General features: G+C 43.4%; 13 protein-coding genes. 5 read left to right on the top strand and 8 right to left on the bottom strand.

Annotated features, from left to right (window positions below):
- Window positions 1-6: 6 nt before the first annotated feature.
- On the bottom strand, window positions 7-5,565 hold the full coding sequence (locus ACFSJE_RS07635; protein ID WP_379830395.1) for an alpha-2-macroglobulin family protein: 5,559 nt from the start codon (window positions 5,563-5,565) through the stop codon (window positions 7-9).
- Between the two features lie 254 nt (window positions 5,566-5,819).
- Between ACFSJE_RS07635 and ACFSJE_RS07630 the strand changes: the two genes are divergently transcribed.
- Window positions 5,820-8,609: an outer membrane beta-barrel protein gene (locus tag ACFSJE_RS07630; RefSeq protein ID WP_379830394.1), complete on the top strand. Its 2,790-nt coding sequence runs from the start codon at window positions 5,820-5,822 to the stop codon at window positions 8,607-8,609.
- Here ACFSJE_RS07630 and ACFSJE_RS07625 read toward each other — a convergent pair whose 3' ends face one another.
- The 6 genes from ACFSJE_RS07625 to ACFSJE_RS07600 form a co-directional block, all read right to left on the bottom strand.
- Window positions 8,610-9,080, bottom strand: a complete 471-nt coding sequence (locus ACFSJE_RS07625; RefSeq protein WP_379830393.1) for a hypothetical protein — start codon at window positions 9,078-9,080, stop codon at window positions 8,610-8,612.
- 66 nt (window positions 9,081-9,146) lie between these two features.
- Entirely contained in the window at window positions 9,147-9,935 is a 789-nt protein-coding gene (locus ACFSJE_RS07620) for a TPM domain-containing protein (RefSeq protein ID WP_379830392.1), read from the bottom strand.
- A complete protein-coding gene (locus ACFSJE_RS07615; protein WP_379830391.1) occupies window positions 9,916-10,353 on the bottom strand; it encodes a TPM domain-containing protein in 438 nt (145 codons plus the stop codon). The genes ACFSJE_RS07620 and ACFSJE_RS07615 overlap by 20 nt, the downstream gene beginning before the upstream one ends.
- Before the next feature lie 2 nt (window positions 10,354-10,355).
- Window positions 10,356-10,955, bottom strand: a complete 600-nt coding sequence (locus tag ACFSJE_RS07610) for a LemA family protein (protein WP_379830390.1) — start codon at window positions 10,953-10,955, stop codon at window positions 10,356-10,358.
- Between the two features lie 18 nt (window positions 10,956-10,973).
- A complete protein-coding gene (locus ACFSJE_RS07605; protein WP_379830389.1) occupies window positions 10,974-11,303 on the bottom strand; it encodes a MerR family transcriptional regulator in 330 nt (109 codons plus the stop codon).
- Entirely contained in the window at window positions 11,303-12,280 is a 978-nt protein-coding gene (locus tag ACFSJE_RS07600; RefSeq protein ID WP_379830388.1) for a M23 family metallopeptidase, read from the bottom strand. The genes ACFSJE_RS07605 and ACFSJE_RS07600 overlap by 1 nt, the downstream gene beginning before the upstream one ends.
- A gap of 123 nt (window positions 12,281-12,403) precedes the next feature.
- Between ACFSJE_RS07600 and alaS the strand changes: the two genes are divergently transcribed.
- From alaS to ACFSJE_RS07580, 4 genes are read left to right on the top strand one after another with little or no spacing between them, the layout of a single operon-like run.
- The gene (gene alaS / locus ACFSJE_RS07595) at window positions 12,404-15,025 is read left to right on the top strand and encodes an alanine--tRNA ligase (protein ID WP_379830387.1); all 2,622 of its coding nucleotides are present in this window, start codon (window positions 12,404-12,406) and stop codon (window positions 15,023-15,025) included.
- Window position 15,026: 1 nt separating this feature from the next.
- On the top strand, window positions 15,027-15,683 hold the full coding sequence (locus ACFSJE_RS07590) for a hypothetical protein (RefSeq protein ID WP_379830386.1): 657 nt from the start codon (window positions 15,027-15,029) through the stop codon (window positions 15,681-15,683).
- A 15-nt stretch (window positions 15,684-15,698) separates the two neighbouring features.
- A complete protein-coding gene (locus tag ACFSJE_RS07585; RefSeq protein ID WP_379830385.1) occupies window positions 15,699-16,643 on the top strand; it encodes a GSCFA domain-containing protein in 945 nt (314 codons plus the stop codon).
- A gap of 4 nt (window positions 16,644-16,647) precedes the next feature.
- On the top strand, window positions 16,648-17,274 hold the full coding sequence (locus ACFSJE_RS07580; protein ID WP_379830384.1) for a DUF4230 domain-containing protein: 627 nt from the start codon (window positions 16,648-16,650) through the stop codon (window positions 17,272-17,274).
- On the opposite strand, the gene ACFSJE_RS07575 is transcribed toward ACFSJE_RS07580, so the two are convergent.
- Window positions 17,242-18,999, bottom strand: coding sequence for an aromatic amino acid hydroxylase (locus ACFSJE_RS07575; RefSeq protein ID WP_379830383.1), 1,758 nt, complete (start codon window positions 18,997-18,999; stop codon window positions 17,242-17,244). The genes ACFSJE_RS07580 and ACFSJE_RS07575 overlap by 33 nt on opposite strands.
- Between the last annotated feature and the right edge of the window lie 91 nt (window positions 19,000-19,090).

Genomic DNA, 19,090 nt, shown 5'->3' with positions numbered 1-19,090 from the left:
ATCACATCATTGCACCACTTTGATCCAATTTCCTTTATTCCGCGCTTGGTAGTTGTTGTCGTACATGGCTTCAACCTGAGCTCCGGGCAGATAGTAATCGCCCAAGAATGAAGCATTCAGTTTGATGGTAAAGGTTTTGGATTTTCTGGCTCCAAGGTCAAAATAAAGATGGGTGCGGTCATCACGCGTATCCACATAATCAGCCTTAGCTGCGTTGGGGTTGTCTCCATCGGCGAAGGAAGTGTCCACTATCTCCCATCCACTGGGAACAATGTGGGTGAGGGCCAAGTTGTCCACATAATCTTCGGAACTATTGAAGACCGTAATTTGGGCTTGTAACTCGGTGCCTTGTCGTAATTCATTCACATTGATAGAATTCCCGATAGCATCCAAATAGGCTACAGAAAGGTTCAAATTCTGCTGCTGCGCCAATTCTTCGCCTACAGGTAATTTCCCAGTCTGCGTTAGGGTGGCATAAATGGTGTTTCCTTGTTTGTTTTTGACTTGAATTTCCTCCTTAAACGATGAAATGGTAATCCCACGTTGCGCAATCGCCCTATCTGTTTTCACAGAAACTTCCTTGCCATTGTTGGTAAAGGTCAAATCGATGGATTTACCTCCATTTTTTTGCACCATTTTAGCCATGGACAGCAGGGCAAAGGCGGTTTCTTGGGTGCTGTACCAACGTTGCGATGATAGATTTTTCGCTAACGAAACTGCCAATTCCCGCTGCTGGTTGTCTCCCAAAATGACCATGGTTTCTAATGCCATGGCCCTGTTTCGGAATACGGAACCATAGGTTCGGTAATCATAATTATTGGGGGTAAAGTTAATGTTCGCTTTTTGTGCAATAGCTTGGGCTACTTCTTTCTTGCCAGTGAGGGCATAGGCTGCTGCCAAACGCCATTTAGCCTCATTGCTCAAGTTTTTCGATTCCCGAAGTCGGTTCATGGCCGCTAGCTCGGGTTGTTGGGCCAGTGCCAAGGTGTATAAACGATATGCCTGTGCAATATCATTGTTGTAACTCGTGGCCGCATTGCTCCATTGGCGGGCTGCATTTTTCTGATATCGCAGCCAGTTGCTCAAGAACGTCAATGGTAATTGATAGCCCTGTTGTTTGGCTTCCAACATAAAATGACCTACGTAGGAAGTACCCCAGTCATCTGCACTGCCATAACCGGGCCAATAGGTGAGTCCACCGCTTGGCGCTTGGAAATCACCCAATCTATTGATAGCAGCTTTGACATTTTTCTCGATGTCTTTTTTTCGTTCAAAAGTGATGTCAAGTACATCCGCCAAGAACAATTGTGGAAATGCTGCTGAGGTGGTCTGTTCCACACATCCGTGAGGATAGCGGAGCAGGTAATCCATCCGTTTTGAAAAATCCATTGGGGGCAGCGTAGAAAATTCAATGAAAGCTTCATTGGTTCCCGAAGTGCCAAACGTTTCAAACGGTATGGTCTGTGAACCGTTGGCATCAATGGTGTACAGTTCACTCCGTGTGGTAATTGGATTCGGGTTTTCGACATCAATTTCAGTTTCGCTACTCGCACTTTCACCAGCTCCAGAAGCCGTTACTTTTATGGTTTGAAATGCTGCTGCGGGATTGACTTTGAAATCAAAATTCACAATCTGCTCCCCAACCGCATTGAACGTAATATTTTTAGAAGTTTCTCCGATGGGTTCCAAAGCTTTTCCGGCATTGATGGACACCTTGACATTTTTCACCTTCGGCTCCATGGCAAAAACGGTCACGGGAATGGTCACGGTTTCGCCGGGTGAAAGTTTCCTCGGAATGGAGGTCAACACCATCAATGGTTTGCGTACTGGCGTGGTTTTTTCGGTATTGCCGTAGGCACTGTTTAGGTTTCCGGCCACAACCATAGTACGGACTGAGCCCACATAATTGGGCATATTTATAGTATGCGAAGCTTTTTCACCTGGTTTTAGTGTGAATGGACCCAAGTAGCTAACCACAGGCTTAAACCGTTGTGCTTTCCTATTTTTGGCACCAGCCCCTATGCCACCACCACCAATCGCGTAAATGTTATCCACACTAATGGAATAAGCGCCCATGACATCATCAAAAATATCGAAGGTTTTTACCCCAAGAGCCTGTCTTGCATAAAAGGAGCTGTGGATGTCCGGGGTTTGAAAACGGGTCAAATCCAATAATCCCTCATCAACCACAGCCAAAGAATAGGTCATGGGTTTTTTGTTGGCTTCGGAAACGGTGACCTTAAAGGATTTTTCAGGCTCCAGAACGTCTGGTATGGAGAGTTGAGGTTCCAAGAATGTGGCAGGGTCTTCCACCAAAAGAGGCACCACTCCATACAGACGGATAGGCAAATCGTTGGCTACTTGTCCATGTGGCTGCAACAAAGAAATATTAATGTAGGCATTCGGCGCCATTTCAGCCGTTATTGGAATAGCTGCTTTGGTTTCTTTAGCCGAGGTCTCAATCCATTGTTGTGATAAAACTTCGGTACCATTTTCGATACTGATAAGGGCACGCCCTCCTCGGTCTGAAGGGAAAGTGATGTTCGCTTGCTCTCCCAGTTTGTATTTTTCCTTATCGGCTGAAAAAATGAGGATTTTGGAACTTTCAGCATCGTTGAAAGCAGGTCTTCTCCACCAGTTTCGATAAAAATAGGCAGTACGACCCGTAGCATGACCTGAAGCTTCGTCAATAACCCGAATCAAGAATCGGCCTCCATCCTCATCAGGGACATTGATGCTGAAGTTGGCTTTTCCGTCTGCACCTGTGGTAATGTTCATTTCCTTAAATGGGCGATGCACTGTGGCATTTTCGTACCGGGAAAGGTTGTCATAACCTCGGTTCCACCACCAACGCCATTCAATTTTAAACACTTGTACTTTCAACTTTCGGTTACCGGATGGATTTCCTTGGGCATCCACGGTTGCCACATCAAAGGTGGTTTTTTCATCGGTTAAAAAGGAACCATATAGCTTGGCTTCTGGCGATTTTAATCCCACAAAATGGGAAAATGGAGCCAGATTCTTCGAGAATACATCAATGGAGAAGTCACCACCACCTTCAAACACTTTTGTGGTAAATGTTGCCTGTAACATGCCAGGGGCATTGCCATTGACATCGATTTTATTATTGATGTCCAAAACACCATTTCCGTCCAATTTGGTCGAAATCCATTGCAATTCAGTCTCGTTGAAACTACGGGCAGGGTCCTGAAAGACGTAGTCCTTAAATTTTGGAAATGCGGTGGATGTTTGTTTGAGCGTGGCGTTGATATCAATTTTAAGATTGCGGGCCGGTGCGCCGTGCAACCATTGCACAGTAGCTTTGCCTCGGTTATTGGAGTTGGCGGTCAAGACTTCATCATCAAATGAAAAATCCACCTTCAACCGGTTGGGTTTTACCGTAGCTATCTTTAAACTTTTGTTGAATTGGGCCCCACCCACCACAATTTTGGCATTCCAATTTCCTGTTGGCGCATCGGGTTGGGTTGGAATGGGGAAATAATAGAATTTTTCTTCCCTTTTGGCGTATAAACCATCAGATACAGGGATGGTACCTTCAGTAAGTACATTGCGTTGCACCAGTTTTCCGCGGGCATCTGTGACCTCCAACGCAACGGGATGACCTTTAGGTAATGGATTGGCCGAGTCGTCCAGAACGAAAGTTAGGTGGGCCACATCCCCAGGGCGATGCACTCCTCTTTCGGTATACATAAAACCTTGAAGACCACTTTGCAATTCCTCGCCAGAAACATCAAACTGGCTTAAGGAAAGGGCGTTTCCGTCCATCAATTTGGCATAGGCAAAGTTGTTGTCCTTTTCCGCAACTGCGAAGGCAATTGTTTTATCACTATCAAATACTGCAAATCCAGAAGCGTCAGTGGTGGCTTCACCCAATTGTTGTTGTTGATAATTATAGAGTTTGATTTTGGTATTGGCCTCTGGTTTTGTGGTCAATAAATTGGTCGTTGTAAAATGGTAGGAACGATTGTTACCTTTTTTAACGATAAGACCCAAATCACTGCCCAATAAATTGGTTGATGCAACCCGATCATAATTGTAATAGGCATTGTGACAAGGATTGTCGCGCTCTTCCCAGTTGTAGTCGTAATTTCTCCAATAATAGATTTCGTTGTCCCAATACCGTTCTTCCAAAGCCTCATCATTGGAATTTTGAGAGGCGTAGTCGATGGATGTTTCATCCGAATTTTGGATTCCGGTACAATCGTAGGTAGTGTGTTCTTTTTTGAAGCTAAACTCCACCCGATACAATGACCCGGGATGAATTTTAATCAATTCGGAGAGGTCCAGTGCATGGGCTTTCCAATAGCTGGAGTTTTCATCTTCACCTTCAGATAGTGGAATGACTTTATAGGCCACTCTGCGTCCCACGGGCCTCAAATCGGGGTCGTAGTTTTCAGTAAGATTATTGTTCTGCAGGTATTGCAGCATATTATTCTCAAAAACCTGAATCACCCGGACTTCCACAGCGGATAAATTCACTGTTTCAAAATAAATGGGGGTGGATGCGGAATTGGGTAAAATGGTTCCTTTGGAAACCAACCGAACACTGGGCTTTAATTGCTCAAAGGAAACCAGTTCTGAAAACGTTTTGCTCAACGTGAAACCATACTCACTTTTGATACCCTCGTAAGCATTGACTCGTACTTCACCCAAAATTCGGTTGGAGGGGTACACTTTTAACACGTTTCCATCAATTTCATAGCGAAGGCTTTCTGCGTTTTCAACAGTGACGAGTCCGTTTAGGTTTTGATCTTGTTTTAAGGGTTCCGAAAAATTCAGCGTCAAAACAGCGTTGGGTGCCGATGTGGTCTTGGCATCCACAATCACAAATTTATTCAGTCCTGGGATGGTATAGGTTTCTGAACCATCATTGTCTATGCCTAAATCTTTTCCGGACCAATTAATGGTGAGCTCGCCATCATCTGTGGCACGGGCAATGCTGTCAATCTTAAAGCTAAAATATTGGGCATTTTCACTGGTGTTGTCCCACTTAACGGGAATCTTTTTAGTGCCCTGCTGTACGGAGAGGATAGAATTTATCTTGGAAGCATCCAAAATGTCGGAGGCGTCCAGCGTACCAGTCAAATACTGCCACTCTTTGCTATAGGATTGAAGGTTACCCAAGTTGATCTTAAAATTGGGGGTGATGGTCTTAAAACTGAAGGTGTATTTTTTAAAATCACTGTCGATGTCCTCCATAAGTTTGTTAAGCGAAAGGGTGACCACATACTCCGTATCCGGTTTTAAGTATTCTGAGGGTTGAAAGGTGAGTTCCCGACCGTTCTCTATGATGAGCTTCCCCTCAATACTGGGTGAAATTTTTAGGTACTCTGAAGGAAGTTCTTGGCTCAATTCATATTGGGTCAATTGTTGGGCCAGAACAATTTTTATAGGTGTAGAGATACTCTGGTTTCCATGGGTGTGGTAACTGATGTAATCCTTGAATTTGAAGAGATTGTCAGTGGCGCTTGAATCTGTCTTCTTCTTGCAGGAAACAGTAAAAATCAATAGTAAAACAAAGGAAAATTTAAAAAGCCTTGACATGCTAAAAAGGGAATTAATTACACAATAAACTTAGCCAAAGCCAAGATAGCTAAAATTAGGTAGGAGGGGCTTTTTGTTTTACGGATGGTACGTTAGGATTTACGAATGAAGTTCATGAAATGGCCTAAACGTTGGGAAAGCTTTATGATTTAAAGGCAAATTATCTCAAAGTTACGTTAAACTGGAAACGACCATTTGATTTATACTATACTTTAAGTGTGAATTTTACATCCATTCAAAAAACAAACTGCCATTTGAAAGAACTTTACACCACTCTCATTCTAATCATCATTTCAACAATTTCTTTAACCGCACAAGACTTTTTAGTAAAAGGAAAAGTGGTTGATGATGCAAACGCCAGTCCCTTGGAAGGTGCTACAATTTATGCAGAATCCGTTCAGGATAGCACTTTGATCACCTATACCATCACCGACCAGAACGGGGACTTTACCCTAGAAGGAAGAACCTCCTTAAAAAAGGCTCGGGTCAATTTTTCGTATAACGGATTTAAATCCAAATCAGTAGAGGTAGAACTCAAACCTTCCGTGAATCTCAACAATGTCATCATGGAGGAGCAAGTGCAACAGCTCAGTGGGGTTGATGTGGTTGCTGAACGTGTGCCCATCACCATTAAGCAGGATACCTTGGAATTCAATTCTGATTCCTTCAAGACTCGACCCGATGCCACCGTGGAAGACGTCCTTAAACAGTTGCCCGGAGTAGAGGTGGATACAGACGGAACCATTACAGTGAATGGAAAAGAGGTGAATCAAGTGTTGGTGAACGGACAAGTATTTTTTAGCACCGACCCCACTGTGGCCACAAAAACCTTATCCAAAGATTTGATCAGCAAAATTCAAATTACCGATACCAAGACCCGTGAACAGGAATTTACCGGTGAACAGGGGAACGGGGAGACCAAAACCATCAATTTAACCCTCAAGGAGGACAAGAATAGAGGGTATATGGGTCGTTTAGCTGGAGGGTATGGTACGGATGACCGGTATCAGGCCAATGGACTCCTAAATTATTTTAACGACACCAAACGAATCAGTGTTTTGGGTAGTAGCAACAACATCAACAACTCAGGATTCTCTTATGACGAGATTTATGAAATGGTAGGAAATGCCAGAGGAGGAGGTGGAAGTTTTGGTAGAAATGGGTCATTTTCCATTGGTAACCTTTCTTTTGGATTTGGTCAAGGAATCACCACATCTTCAACGGTGGGGATTAGCTACGCGGATCAGGAAAAGGATAAATATCGGATAGATGGAAACTATTTTTATTCGTACAGTGATTCTTATAATGATGAAAGGACTTCCAGGGAAAATATTTTGCCCACTGGAAGCTTTTTCACGGATACGGAGAGTAGTTTTGTGGGGACCACCAATTCCAACCAAGGACGAAGTAATTTGGAGTTTGATGTGGACAAGACCACTCGAATAACGGTACGGCCCAATATTACGGTAAACCGGACCAATTCATCGGATGCGGAGTACACGGTTTCTACCGATGAAGACGGGAATCTTATCAACGAAAATACATCCATCAACACCAGTGATGGCATGCAACGAAATTTTGATAACAGGGTAGAAATCATGAAGAAGTTGGATACCCTTGGAAAATATGTGCGTGTCTATTTCGACAATAACAATAGATTGAACACCACCGAATCCACATTAAACTCTGAACGGAACGTTTATGGCGATAATCCCAACACCCAGGTGCTGGACCAACGAACCAGTATCGACAACAAAAATGACTCTTATGAATTGGGGGCTTCTTATCGTCAGCCAGTGAATAAGGGCCTGTATTTGGATTTCAGATATAGTTATTCCAACAATAAACAGCAAAACCAACGTACGGTAACCGATTTTGATGAAGTTTCAGGGGAATACGTTTTCAATTCAACCTTGAGCTCCGAGTTTGATTTTGACACCCAGAAGCATATTCCTGAAATGGCCATTGGTTCTAATGGGCAAAAATTGAGGTTCAACCTAAGTGCTCGTTATGAGCAGGTGGGGTTGGATAATCAGGATTTTATTCAGGATACTTCCTTCTCCAATGATTTTTCCAAACTGTTGTTCAATTCCCGGGTCAATTATTCTTTGGGGAAGAACAAGAATTTAGGACTTTATTATAACACCAATCTTGATGTTCCTTCAGTAAACCAGTTGCAGCCTGTTCCCAATGTGAACAATCCGTTGAACATCATTGTGGGGAACCCGAATTTGAGTCCGGAAATTTCGCATCGCGTAAGTGTTAATTATAATAATTACAATTGGCAGGAACGGACAGGGTTGTTCATATACACCAATATGAATTTCCAAAAAGACCAAATTACGACCATCACCACTACAGATGAGAACTTTATCCGAACCACCACTTACCAGAATGTAGATGGCAATTACAGCGGTTGGATGGGTTTTGACTACTCCAAGCAAATTAAAAGGGACAGTCTGTATACGTTCAAGTTTGGTTTCGGTTCCAGTGCCAATATCAGTAAGCAGGTTGGATTTACCAACGGAAGCAGGCTGGAAGCCAAAAATTTATCGCTGTACCCAAGAATAAACTTTCTTTTTAATTACAAGGAAAAAATTGAGTTGGAACCAAGATATACCTACGGTATAAATAGTACGCGGTATAATTTGGATAATGTTGAGGATATTAATTTCACCACCCATAATTTGTCCTTTAGAACAACAACCTACTGGCCGGAGAACGTAGTTTTTGGTAACGATATCACCTATTCCTATAACGGAAATTTAGGTGCTGGGTTTGATAAGGATGCCATTTTTTGGAACATGAGCCTTGGGGTGCAACTATTCAAGAAGAAAGCCACCTTAAAGTTGTTAGCTTACGATTTACTCAACCAAAACATCAATACACGAAGAACCACAGGACAGGATTTTGTACAAGACTTTCAAGGAACCGCGCTCAAACGCTATTTTATGGGCAGCCTTACCATCAAATTTGATTCTTTTGGTGGAAAAGGTGCGCCAAACCAAGGAGGTAGGGGAGGACCAAGATTTATTAGATTTTAATCAATCCACTAAAATGGTCACCTCCAGGGGGAGGTATCCCCTTTCTGAATATTCATGGGTATAGGTGCTGATTTCTATATCATCTATTGCCGTGAATGGACCGCAGCACCCGCCCTCAATATAAGAGGTTGCAAAACTTATGGTAAATGGACTGCCACCTTCAAAAGTGATGGTGAATGATTTATTTCCATATGGCGTTGGGGATAAAGAAAACAGGAGGATTTTCCCATAATCGGGATGGTCGGCAGTAATAAAGGGCACTTCTGTATTACCCATGTCCTTTACATCGATGGTTTCTTCAAGGATGGTCTCATTGTCCAACAGATTTTCATCTGTTTCGCTATCAATGAATTGAATATAAACACTGTTATTCGCAACATCGCAAAGCACAGCTGAACAATCGATTTCCTTTTTGGAATCACAGGAAATAATACAGCAAAGGAGGAATAAATACAGCAAGGTTCGGGTCATGGCAGCGTTTTTAAACCCAGATAGAAATTTGTGAAAAGGTTGCTTTTCAGGCAAATAGACCGGGAATCACCAGCCGCCAGAAGCACCGCCTCCTCCAAAGCCCCCTCCGCCGAAGCCGCCGCCAAATCCACCTCCGCTGAAGCCTCCTCCACCAAATCCGCCGGAAGAGCCAGAGCTTCGGCCCATGTTGCTCAAGATGATCATGTCCCAAATATCCAAACCTCTTCCCCTGCGTCCACCGCCTTTACCACCACCTTTGTTTTTTCTACTCCAAAGAATGATCATAATGACAATAAAAATAATAAAGGGAAGCAAAGCTTTTAGCGGGAATCCTTGCCCGTTTCCAAAGGTGCGGTCTTCTGCAAACTCCCCATTCAAAACTTGAAATATGGCATCGGCACCTTTGTCCAGCCCGGCATAGTAATCCCCTTTTTTAAACTCGGGAATAATCACGGATTCTATAATGCGTTTGGACATAAAATCGGTCAAGGAACCTTCCACACCATATCCGGTATTAATGGCTATCCGTCTGTCGTCCCTCGCCAGAAGAACCAAAACGCCGTTGTCTTTATCTGCTTGTCCAATGCCCCATTTCTGACCCCATTGCGCTCCCAAATAATTTATGTTCTCACCTTCGGTGGAGCTTATGATAGCCACTACAATTTGGGTTGAAGTGCTGTCAGAATACCGAATCAGTTTCTGTTCCAGGGCGTTGCCTTGTGAGGCGGAGAGCAGATTTACATAGTCATAGACGCTGGTCTGCTTTTGGGGCTTTTCGGGTATGGTGAACTGTCCCCAACCGATGGAAATGCAAAAAAAAGTAAGTAAAAAAAGGCTAGCCTTTGGATATTGCATCGCTCAATTCATTGGTGTCATTATGGTCCCATGGAAAATGGGATTCCAGTTCCTTTCCAGCCATTAAAATACCTTCTACAATACCTTGTTTAAAGTGTCCTTTCTTAAAATGGGAGGCCATTACATCTTTGGTGGTATCCCAAAATCCCTTGGGAACAACGCGGTCAATACCCGTATCGCCATAGATTACAAATTTTTTGTCATCCACGGCAACATAGATCAACACACCGTTGCCTTCCTTGGTGTTGTCCATCTTTAAAAAATGGAACAACTGCTGGGCCCTGCTAAAATGGTCTATTTTCGCAGTTCCTTCAATGTGGACACGGATTTCGCCGGAAGTGTTTTTTTCAGCCTCCAGTATGGCATTGATGATTTCTTGTTCTTCATCGGCCGTTAAAAATTCCTCTACGTGCGACATGCCTAATCGAACTCAAAGTTTACATCAGGGGCGTTTTCGGCACCGGGGTTGGATGCGAACAATGCCAATGCATCAAAATTGCCAAGACTGGCTACAATATTTGTTGGAATCTGTTGGATTTTGATATTGTATTCACCAGCAAGGTCGTTGAATCGGTTTCGCTCTACATTGATGCGGTTTTCGGTGCCCTCCAATTGAGATTGCAGTTCCAGAAAGTTTTGGTTGGCCTTAAGTTCGGGATAGCGTTCCACGGTCACTAAAAGTCTGGATAAGGCTGAAGAAAGTCCAGTTTGTGCCTGTTGGAATTCGGCCAATTGCTCTGCCGTAAGGTTGTTTGCATCAACCGTTGTAGATGTTGCCTTTGCACGGGCTTCAATAACTTCGGTGAGGGTCTCACGTTCAAAATCGGCAGCGCCTTGAACGGTTTTCACCAAATTCCCAATAAGATCACTTCTACGCTGATAGGAGCTCTCCACGTTGGCCCATTGTTTTGTGGCCTGTCCTTTCATGTTCACAAGACTGTTGTTGGTTCTAATATACCAGCCACCAATCAATACGCCCAGTACAACGAGTACAATAAGGGCGATAATGCCTTTTTTCATTTTCTTGGTATTAAATGGTTATAGTTGTTCTTTGATTTTTAACAGTTCGGCCCGTACCTTTTGGAGCTTTTGGACAACCTCAAAGGTGGAAAGTGTCTTTTGTTTTTCTTCTTTCAGATGGGTTTTGGCACCTTCCAGCGTAAACCCGCGTTCTTTCACCAAATGGTAAATCAACTGCAGGTTTTGGATGTCCTGAGGGGTAAATTTCCGGTTGCCTTTTGCATTCTTTTTAGGCTGAAGCACATCAAACTCCTTCTCCCAAAAACGAATCAGGGAAGTGTTCACCCCAAAGGCCTTGGCCACTTCGCCAATACCATAATACCGTTTTTCGGGAAGCTCTACGTACATTAATCCAGTGATTGGTTCTCTTGGTTGGCAAATTTGAGCATGTTTTCAAACTCTTCTGCCGTTAAACTTCCATAATAGAAGTTAATTGGGTTGATGCGCTCACCGTCCTTAAAGATTTCATAGTGCAAGTGCGGAGCTTCGGAGCGCCCTGTACTTCCTACAAAACCGATAAGGTCACCGCGTTTCACTTTTTGGCCCACCGTAACATTGTATTTGCTCATGTGTCCATAAAGTGAAATATAACCGTAGTCATGATCTATACGAACGTGTTTTCCATAACCGGAAGATCTATTGTCCGCCCGTACCACTTTTCCATCGCCAGAGGCATAAATAGGAGTACCTCTTGGGGCGGTAAAGTCCATTCCCCAGTGCATTTTACGCGCTTTGGTAAAAGGGTCGGAACGCCATCCGTATCCAGATGCCATTCGGGTAAGGTCTTCATTGCTTATGGGTTGAATGGCCGGAATGGAAGCCAATAGCTTCTCTTTTTCCTCAGCCAATTTGGCAATCTCATCCAAGGATTTTGATTGAATCACCATTTGCTTTTGAATGATATCCAGTCGCTTTGTGGCATTGATGATGATTTCGGAATTGTTGAAGCCTTCCAAAGATTTGTATCGGTTCACTCCACCAAAACCTGCTTTGCGCTGTTCCTCTGGAATAGGATTTGCCTCAAAATATAACCGGTAGATATTATTGTCGCGTTCTTCAATATTGCCCAACACCTGCTCCATTTGCTCCATCTTGCGGTTCAAGATATCATATTGGAGTTCGTAGTTTCGAACCTCACGTTCCAAGGAAAGCTCCTTGGGCGTATTTACCCATCGTGTATTCAGCAAAATGATTAGGCCAAGAAAACCGAACAACGCCGATCCCACCAAAAACAGGAAGAGATTCCTATATTTTTTGGATTTCTTCGGCTCTATCTTCCGATAGGAAAGTGTATCCGGGTCGTAATAGTACTTAACTTTAGACATGAATGGATTTTATCCTATTTTTGCTCACCTGTCTGCCAGCAGACAGGCTCTTTTAATCAAAACAAGCAAATATAAAAATTGTTTTGCTTAAAGTGTTAAATTTAAGAAAACCCTAGGAATTCAATGACATCCCAAGAAGTTAGAACCCAATTTTTAAACTTTTTCAAAGAGAAGAACCATACCATAGTCCCATCAGCGCCAATGGTGATGCGGGACGACCCCACATTGATGTTTACCAATGCGGGAATGAATCAGTTTAAGGAGTTTTTCTTGGGAAATTCGGTTCCAAAGTCCAAACGGGTGACCGATACCCAAAAATGTCTCCGGGTAAGTGGTAAGCACAACGATTTGGAAGAAGTGGGCAAGGATACCTACCATCATACCATGTTTGAGATGCTGGGCAACTGGAGTTTTGGGGATTACTTTAAAAAAGAAGCCATTCAGTGGGCATGGGAATTACTCACTGAAGTATATAAAATAGATAAGGACATTCTGTATGTCTCCGTCTTTGAAGGTAGTGATGATGATAAGTTGGAAATGGACCAAGAGGCGTATGATCTATGGAAAGCCATTGTTCCTGAGGACCGCATCATCATGGGGAATAAGAAGGACAATTTCTGGGAAATGGGCGATCAAGGTCCCTGTGGCCCCTGTTCGGAAATCCATGTAGACCTTCGTTCCAAAGAAGAGAAGGCCAAAGTGCCCGGAGCATCATTGGTCAACCAAGATGACCCTTTGGTGGTGGAAATCTGGAATTTGGTATTTATCCAATACAACCGAAAAGCCAATGGTTCCTTGGAAGACCTTCCTGAAAAGCATATTGATACCGGGATGGGCTTTGAGCGTTTGTGTATGGCGTTGCAAGGGGTTAAATCCAATTACGATACCGATGTTTTTACGCCATTGATTCGTGAGGTGGAAACCATCACCGGAAAAAAATACGGAAAAAACGAGGAAACTGATATTGCCATTCGGGTGGTTGCTGACCATATCCGGGCGGTATCTTTTGCCATTGCGGACGGGCAACTACCGAGCAACACCGGGGCGGGGTATGTTATCCGTAGGATATTGCGCCGTGCTATTCGGTATGGATTTACCTTTTTGGACACCAAACAGCCGTTCATTTATCGGTTGGTCAAGGTGTTGAGTGAAAGCATGGGAAAAGCCTTTCCCGAATTGCCCAAGAACCATCAATTGATTGAGAATGTCATCAAAGAAGAAGAAAACTCTTTTTTGAGCACCTTGGAACAAGGATTGGTGTTGTTGGATTCTGTGATTGCATCATCAAAAAGTAAAACCATTGCTGGCGAAAAAGCCTTCGAACTGTATGACACTTTCGGGTTTCCCATTGACCTTACTTCGCTCATTTTGGAAGAAAAAGGATATCAACTGGATGTTGAGGGGTTTGAAAAAGCATTAAAAGCACAAAAGGACCGTTCCAGAGCCGCGTCGGAAGTATCAAAAGACGACTGGACCGTGTTACAACAAGATTCCGAGCAGGAATTTGTGGGGTATGATACTTTGGAAGCCAAGGTAAAATTGGTGAAATACCGCAAAGTGACCAGTAAAAAGGAGGGTGACCAGTATCAATTGGTCTTTAATTTGACGCCTTTTTATGCTGAAGGTGGTGGTCAGGTGGGCGACAAAGGCTATTTGGAGGCCCCAAATGGCGATGTGGTGTATATCGTAGATACCAAAAAAGAAAACAACGAGATTGTACATTTTGCCGAAGAACTTCCTAAGGATGTTTCGGAAACTTTCAAAGCGGTGGTGGACAAAGAGGAACGTTTTTATACGGCATGCAACCATACGGCAACGCACTTATTGCATCAGGCGCTTCGGGAAATTTTGGGGACTCATGTGGAGCAAAAAGGGTCCTCAGTGCATGCCAAGCATTTACGGTTTGACTTTTCCCATTTCTCCAAAATGACTTCAGAGGAATTGAGTGCAGTGGAAAATTTTGTCAATGCCCGAATTGAAGGCCAATTGCCTTTTGAGGAGCATCGAAATATTCCTATAAATCAAGCGATGGAGCAAGGAGCTATGGCGCTTTTTGGTGAGAAATATGGAGATACGGTGCGCACGGTACGTTTTGGTCAATCCATTGAACTTTGCGGAGGAACGCATGTGAAGAATACTGCGGATATTTGGCATTTTAAGATTGTGTCCGAAGGGGCTGTGGCTGCGGGAATCCGTAGGATTGAAGCAATCACCTCGGAAGCGGCCAAGGAATTTTTCTTCAAGAACAATCAAATGTTGTTTGAAATAAAAGGCCTATTAAATACTTCCCAAGATCCTGTGAAAGCGGTGGCCAGTTTGCAAGAAGAAAACAATGCCCTAAAAAAGCAGGTGGAGCAATTGTTGAAAGACAAAGCCAAAGGTCTCAAAAATGATTTGATTGCCGAGTTGGAAGAAATCAATGGTATTCGATTTTTGGCTAAAAAAGTGGATTTGGATGCAGGTGGAATCAAGGATTTGGCTTTTGAAATGGGAGGACAAGTAACCAATTTGTTCTTGTTGCTTGCTGCAGAAAATGAAGGAAAAGCAGTGCTGTCTTGTTACATTTCCAAAGAATTGGCGTCCAACAAAGGATTGAACGCTGGAAACATTGTTCGGGAACTGGGCAAGCACATTCAAGGTGGTGGAGGTGGACAACCGTTCTTCGCGACCGCTGGAGGTAAAAACCCTGATGGCATTCCAGCAGCCTTGGCCAACGCCAAGGAGATTGTTCTGGCAACAACCTAAGATGAGATTCTTCAATATAAAAGAGTTCAACTGGAAATATATCTTCGGGGAGATATTCCTTTTGTTTGTGGGCATCAATCTGGCCATTTGGTTCAATGATTGGAATGCTTCCAAAACCATTCAGAAGGATAAAGAAATCGCTCTCGAAAAAATTGAGGGTGAAATCAAGGCCAATTTGGATGAGTTGGTGGCGAATAGTGTCCTTAATCAAAAAATACCTTCTTTTTTTACTGAAATCAATCGGTTAAAAAATGAGGAAGGTGCGCTTATAACCACTCCAGAAGAGATGCGGGTTTTCACCAAAACGTATGACGCTTATGTCAGAAAAGTGGATTCTTCCGATGCCGGCAATGGGCTTTACAAGTATAGTTTGGATACCTTCATTAACCTTGAGATTACGGACCTGAGTAGCATTGCGTGGGAAGTGTCTAAATCCACTGGGATTTTCCATGAGTTTGGGTATGATTGCCTGTATGATCTTCAGAAGTTGTACAACACCCAAGACTTGGTCAAAATTGAACTGAACAACGCCACAGAAGCCTTGCGGAATAGGTCCATGCAGGATTTGGTGCGCACGCTTGAAATAATGAAGCAACTCGAGGATCAACTGCAGGAACAGTACAGGGATTTGCTCGCAAGCATCAATGACTGTAAATAACGTATCTTACTTTCCATGAAGCTTCAAACCATAGTTCCATTAGAAAAAGCGACCAAACCTATTGATTACCAGAGCAGATTACTGTTGATGGGTTCCTGCTTTGTTGAAAATATGGGAAACAAGCTGGACTATTTCAAGTTTCAGCAATTGCAAAATCCTTTTGGAATCCTTTTTCATCCGCTGGCCATTGAAAATTTGGTGCAACGTGCATTGGAGGAATGGTGTTATAAAGAGACAGAGGTCTTTGAGCAGGATGGTATTTGGTGTTGTTTTGATGCCCATTCTGAAGTGCGGGCCAATTCCCAACGGGCGTTGCTCCAACGTCTCAACCAACAATTACATGAAACCCGATTGGGATTGCGGAATGCCTCCCATATCGTTATTACTTTAGGGACAGCTTGGGTATATCGACATAAAACGACTCATAAAATGGTGGCCAATTGCCATAAAGTTCCGCAAAAGGAATTTTCCAAGGAATTGTTGCCCATTGATGCTATCATAGCTAGTCTGGAAAACATGGTCAACAGGATTGCTGAGGTAAATCCGGAGGCTCAGTTAATTTTCACAATTTCCCCGGTGCGCCACCTTAAAGATGGTTTTGTGGAAAATCAACAGAGCAAGGCCCATCTTATTGCAGCAGTTCATAAAGTGGTGAAAGGACACAATGTCTCTTATTTTCCAGCCTATGAAATCATGATGGATGAACTCCGGGATTACCGTTTTTACGGAAAGGATATGGTGCATCCCAACGAATTGGCGGTGGATTATATTTGGGAAAAGTTAAAATCGGTTTGGATTGATGAAGACTGTTACTCAATTATGGATGAGGTAGATGGTATTCAAAAAGGGCTTTTGCACCGACCTTTTAACCCAGATTCCGAGGCGCATCAAAAGTTTGAAACGTCTCTCCGCTCAAAAATTACGTATCTTCAAGAGAGGTATCCTTTCATGAAATTCTAAAAAAATGAAGAAAGTACTGGTCGGGGCCATCATTGCGTTGGCCTCTGTATTGATTTATAAATCCTGTGCCGATGAGCACGAACGCAAGACTGTATTGCAGGAAAGTTCCATGCTCATTCAACAGGAATTGAAAAACGTTTCCAAACTCATCGTGACCGAAGGTCATTTTGTGGAAGTCTACAATTATAAAGACTCGCGGGAGTTGTTCGGTTCTTTGGTCACAGCAGATAAAAAAGCGTTGGTGGTGGCGAATGCCGAAGTCACCATAGCCTATGATCTTTCCAAAATTTCTTATGACCTGGATGAGGCCAACAAGACCCTTACCATTACCCAGATTCCTGAACCCGAGGTGAAAATCAACCCGGATTTTGAATATTATGATGTTACCGCGGATTACTTGAACCCATTCAAAGCGGAGGATTACAATCTGATTAAAAAAAATGTAAATCAGTCATTGCTAAAAAAGATTGAAGCCTCAACGTTGGTGTCCAATGCAGAAAACCGACTGCTCAGCGAACTGTCCCGCATTTACATTTTGACCAATTCCTTGGGTTGGACATTGGTCTATGGAGAAGAACCCATCAATTCTACGGAGGAACTACTTGACTTGGGAAAAACTGTGGTCGATTAACTGAATTCCATCATCAATTAAATGCCCAACTTTGGGATTGTTTTGTTTGATGGTTTCCAAATGATCCAAAATTTCTTGCTGAAAGGATTCATCGTTGCCCTTCACGGCTAATTCGTACAATTCCACGGACAGCAACCAATCGGTTGGATAATTTTCTTTTAGTGCCTTGAAGACCTTGTTTCGGGAAGTGGTAGTGTTTTTTCCTTCGCGAAACTCTCGAATCTGCAAATAGTACTGTTCCAACTGCACGCGTTCAGCACTTTTTTGGTGTTTGATAGTCGTCTCGGTAATCTCATGCGTGATAAGGTCAAAACTGGCTAAATCCGCAGGACCGTTAAAGGCAGAGACCACATCTTGCCCTACCGCCATGTTGTAAAGTCCCCAATCGGGTTGAAAAAGTACTTCCCCGTTGTAGGTTACGGTGCAATCCTCGAACGTAATCAATATAATTTTACCCCGAAGATTACGGGTTCCGGTAATGATATTCCCTTTTACGGTGACTCCACCTTCAAATTCCAGAGTGACTTGTTCCCCTTCATAAATTTTATAGGCCTTTAAATCCCGTGGCCCCATATCTTCAATGGCAATGTTGATGCCTTTCAATTTACCGATGGGCGTTCCAAAACCATCCGCATGTTGGGCTATGCTATGGCCTACCAGTTCTTTTTCGCGATAGGCTAAGGCGGTTGCTCCTTTGGTTTGGATGTAGATGGGTTTTCCTTCATGCTCCATCACTTTATCAAAATTCCCGGATATCTGCAATCCAGTACTGAGCTCAATGGTGCCCAATTCTTTGGAATCAATCAGTTTTTGAACCCCCGAAAGTCCACCTTTGCGCAAAGCCATGGTATTGGCAAAATCTTCCAAAACCTGACTCAAAAACGCAAAATCTGGCGTAACGAAGAGTTGTGGTTGCGGTTTGGTGATGTCAAACTCGGTATGGGCCGCTTCAATTGAATAGGGAATCTTTTTTACTTGGTCCGTCATGCACCACGCACTTTCACCAATGGAAGACAATAAACCTGCCCCATAAATTTTTGGGTTGTCCACCGTGCCGATAAGTCCATATTCCACGGTCCACCAATGTAAATTTCGGATGAGGGCCATTTCACTGGGCGTGCCCATATTATTTTGAAGGTGTTCTATCTGCTTTTCAGCTTCATCAATTTCTTCCTGTGGTGTACCGGCTGCCTCTTTGATGATGGACAAATGCCGCACCGCATGGTATAGCTCGTAATCTTTCGCACTGGAAATCGCTTTGCAGCCAATTTCCCCAAACCGACGTAAATATTCCGCATACTCGGGATTGGCAATGATGGGTGCGTGGCCCGCCCCTTCATGGATGATATCCGGGGCCGGGGTGTATTCAATATTCTCCAGTTGGCGAATATCCGACGCAATCACCAAAACATTGTACGCCTGAAATTCCATAAAGGCCGAAGGCGGAATAAATCCATCCACAGCAACAGCGGCCCACCCGATTTCCTTCAAAATGCGGTTCATGCCGTACATGTTCGGAATATGGTCGATGGAAATCCCTGTTTTCTTTAATCCATCCACATACGAACTGTGTGCCACCCGACTCAGATAATCCACATTTTTGCGCATCACATACCGCCAAACCGCTTGGTCAATAGGCGAATATGCCTCGTAATGCTGTGGTTTTATAAACTGTTTGAGGTGTTTGGGCAACTTGTCCAATATGGGATTCGATTCGTAGCTCATAAACGTTTTTTCGGTTGCTTAAAGGTACAAAATCGAAATGGGTCTACCTTGGGCATCAGCTTAATGGAAATAAAAAACCGCCCAAAGGGCG

Origin of the sequence: Flagellimonas iocasae (genome assembly GCF_042682725.1) — a bacterium.
Taxonomy (GTDB): domain Bacteria; phylum Bacteroidota; class Bacteroidia; order Flavobacteriales; family Flavobacteriaceae; genus Flagellimonas; species Flagellimonas iocasae.
Note: the sequence above shows the minus strand (reverse complement) of the source record. Positions and strands in the feature narration are given on the sequence as shown.

Bases quoted from the DNA above. Each gene is read 5' to 3' on its own strand.
- ACFSJE_RS07635 (WP_379830395.1), bottom strand. From the start codon at position 5,565: ATGTCAAGGCTTTTTAAATTTTCCTTTGTTTTACTATTGATTTTTACT.
- ACFSJE_RS07625 (WP_379830393.1), bottom strand. From the start codon at position 9,080: ATGACCCGAACCTTGCTGTATTTATTCCTCCTTTGCTGTATTATTTCC.
- ACFSJE_RS07620 (WP_379830392.1), bottom strand. From the start codon at position 9,935: ATGCAATATCCAAAGGCTAGCCTTTTTTTACTTACTTTTTTTTGCATT.
- ACFSJE_RS07615 (WP_379830391.1), bottom strand. From the start codon at position 10,353: ATGTCGCACGTAGAGGAATTTTTAACGGCCGATGAAGAACAAGAAATC.
- ACFSJE_RS07610 (WP_379830390.1), bottom strand. From the start codon at position 10,955: ATGAAAAAAGGCATTATCGCCCTTATTGTACTCGTTGTACTGGGCGTA.
- ACFSJE_RS07605 (WP_379830389.1), bottom strand. From the start codon at position 11,303: ATGTACGTAGAGCTTCCCGAAAAACGGTATTATGGTATTGGCGAAGTG.
- ACFSJE_RS07600 (WP_379830388.1), bottom strand. From the start codon at position 12,280: ATGTCTAAAGTTAAGTACTATTACGACCCGGATACACTTTCCTATCGG.
- alaS (WP_379830387.1), top strand. From the start codon at position 12,404: ATGACATCCCAAGAAGTTAGAACCCAATTTTTAAACTTTTTCAAAGAG.
- ACFSJE_RS07590 (WP_379830386.1), top strand. From the start codon at position 15,027: ATGAGATTCTTCAATATAAAAGAGTTCAACTGGAAATATATCTTCGGG.
- ACFSJE_RS07585 (WP_379830385.1), top strand. From the start codon at position 15,699: ATGAAGCTTCAAACCATAGTTCCATTAGAAAAAGCGACCAAACCTATT.
- ACFSJE_RS07580 (WP_379830384.1), top strand. From the start codon at position 16,648: ATGAAGAAAGTACTGGTCGGGGCCATCATTGCGTTGGCCTCTGTATTG.
- ACFSJE_RS07575 (WP_379830383.1), bottom strand. From the start codon at position 18,999: ATGAGCTACGAATCGAATCCCATATTGGACAAGTTGCCCAAACACCTC.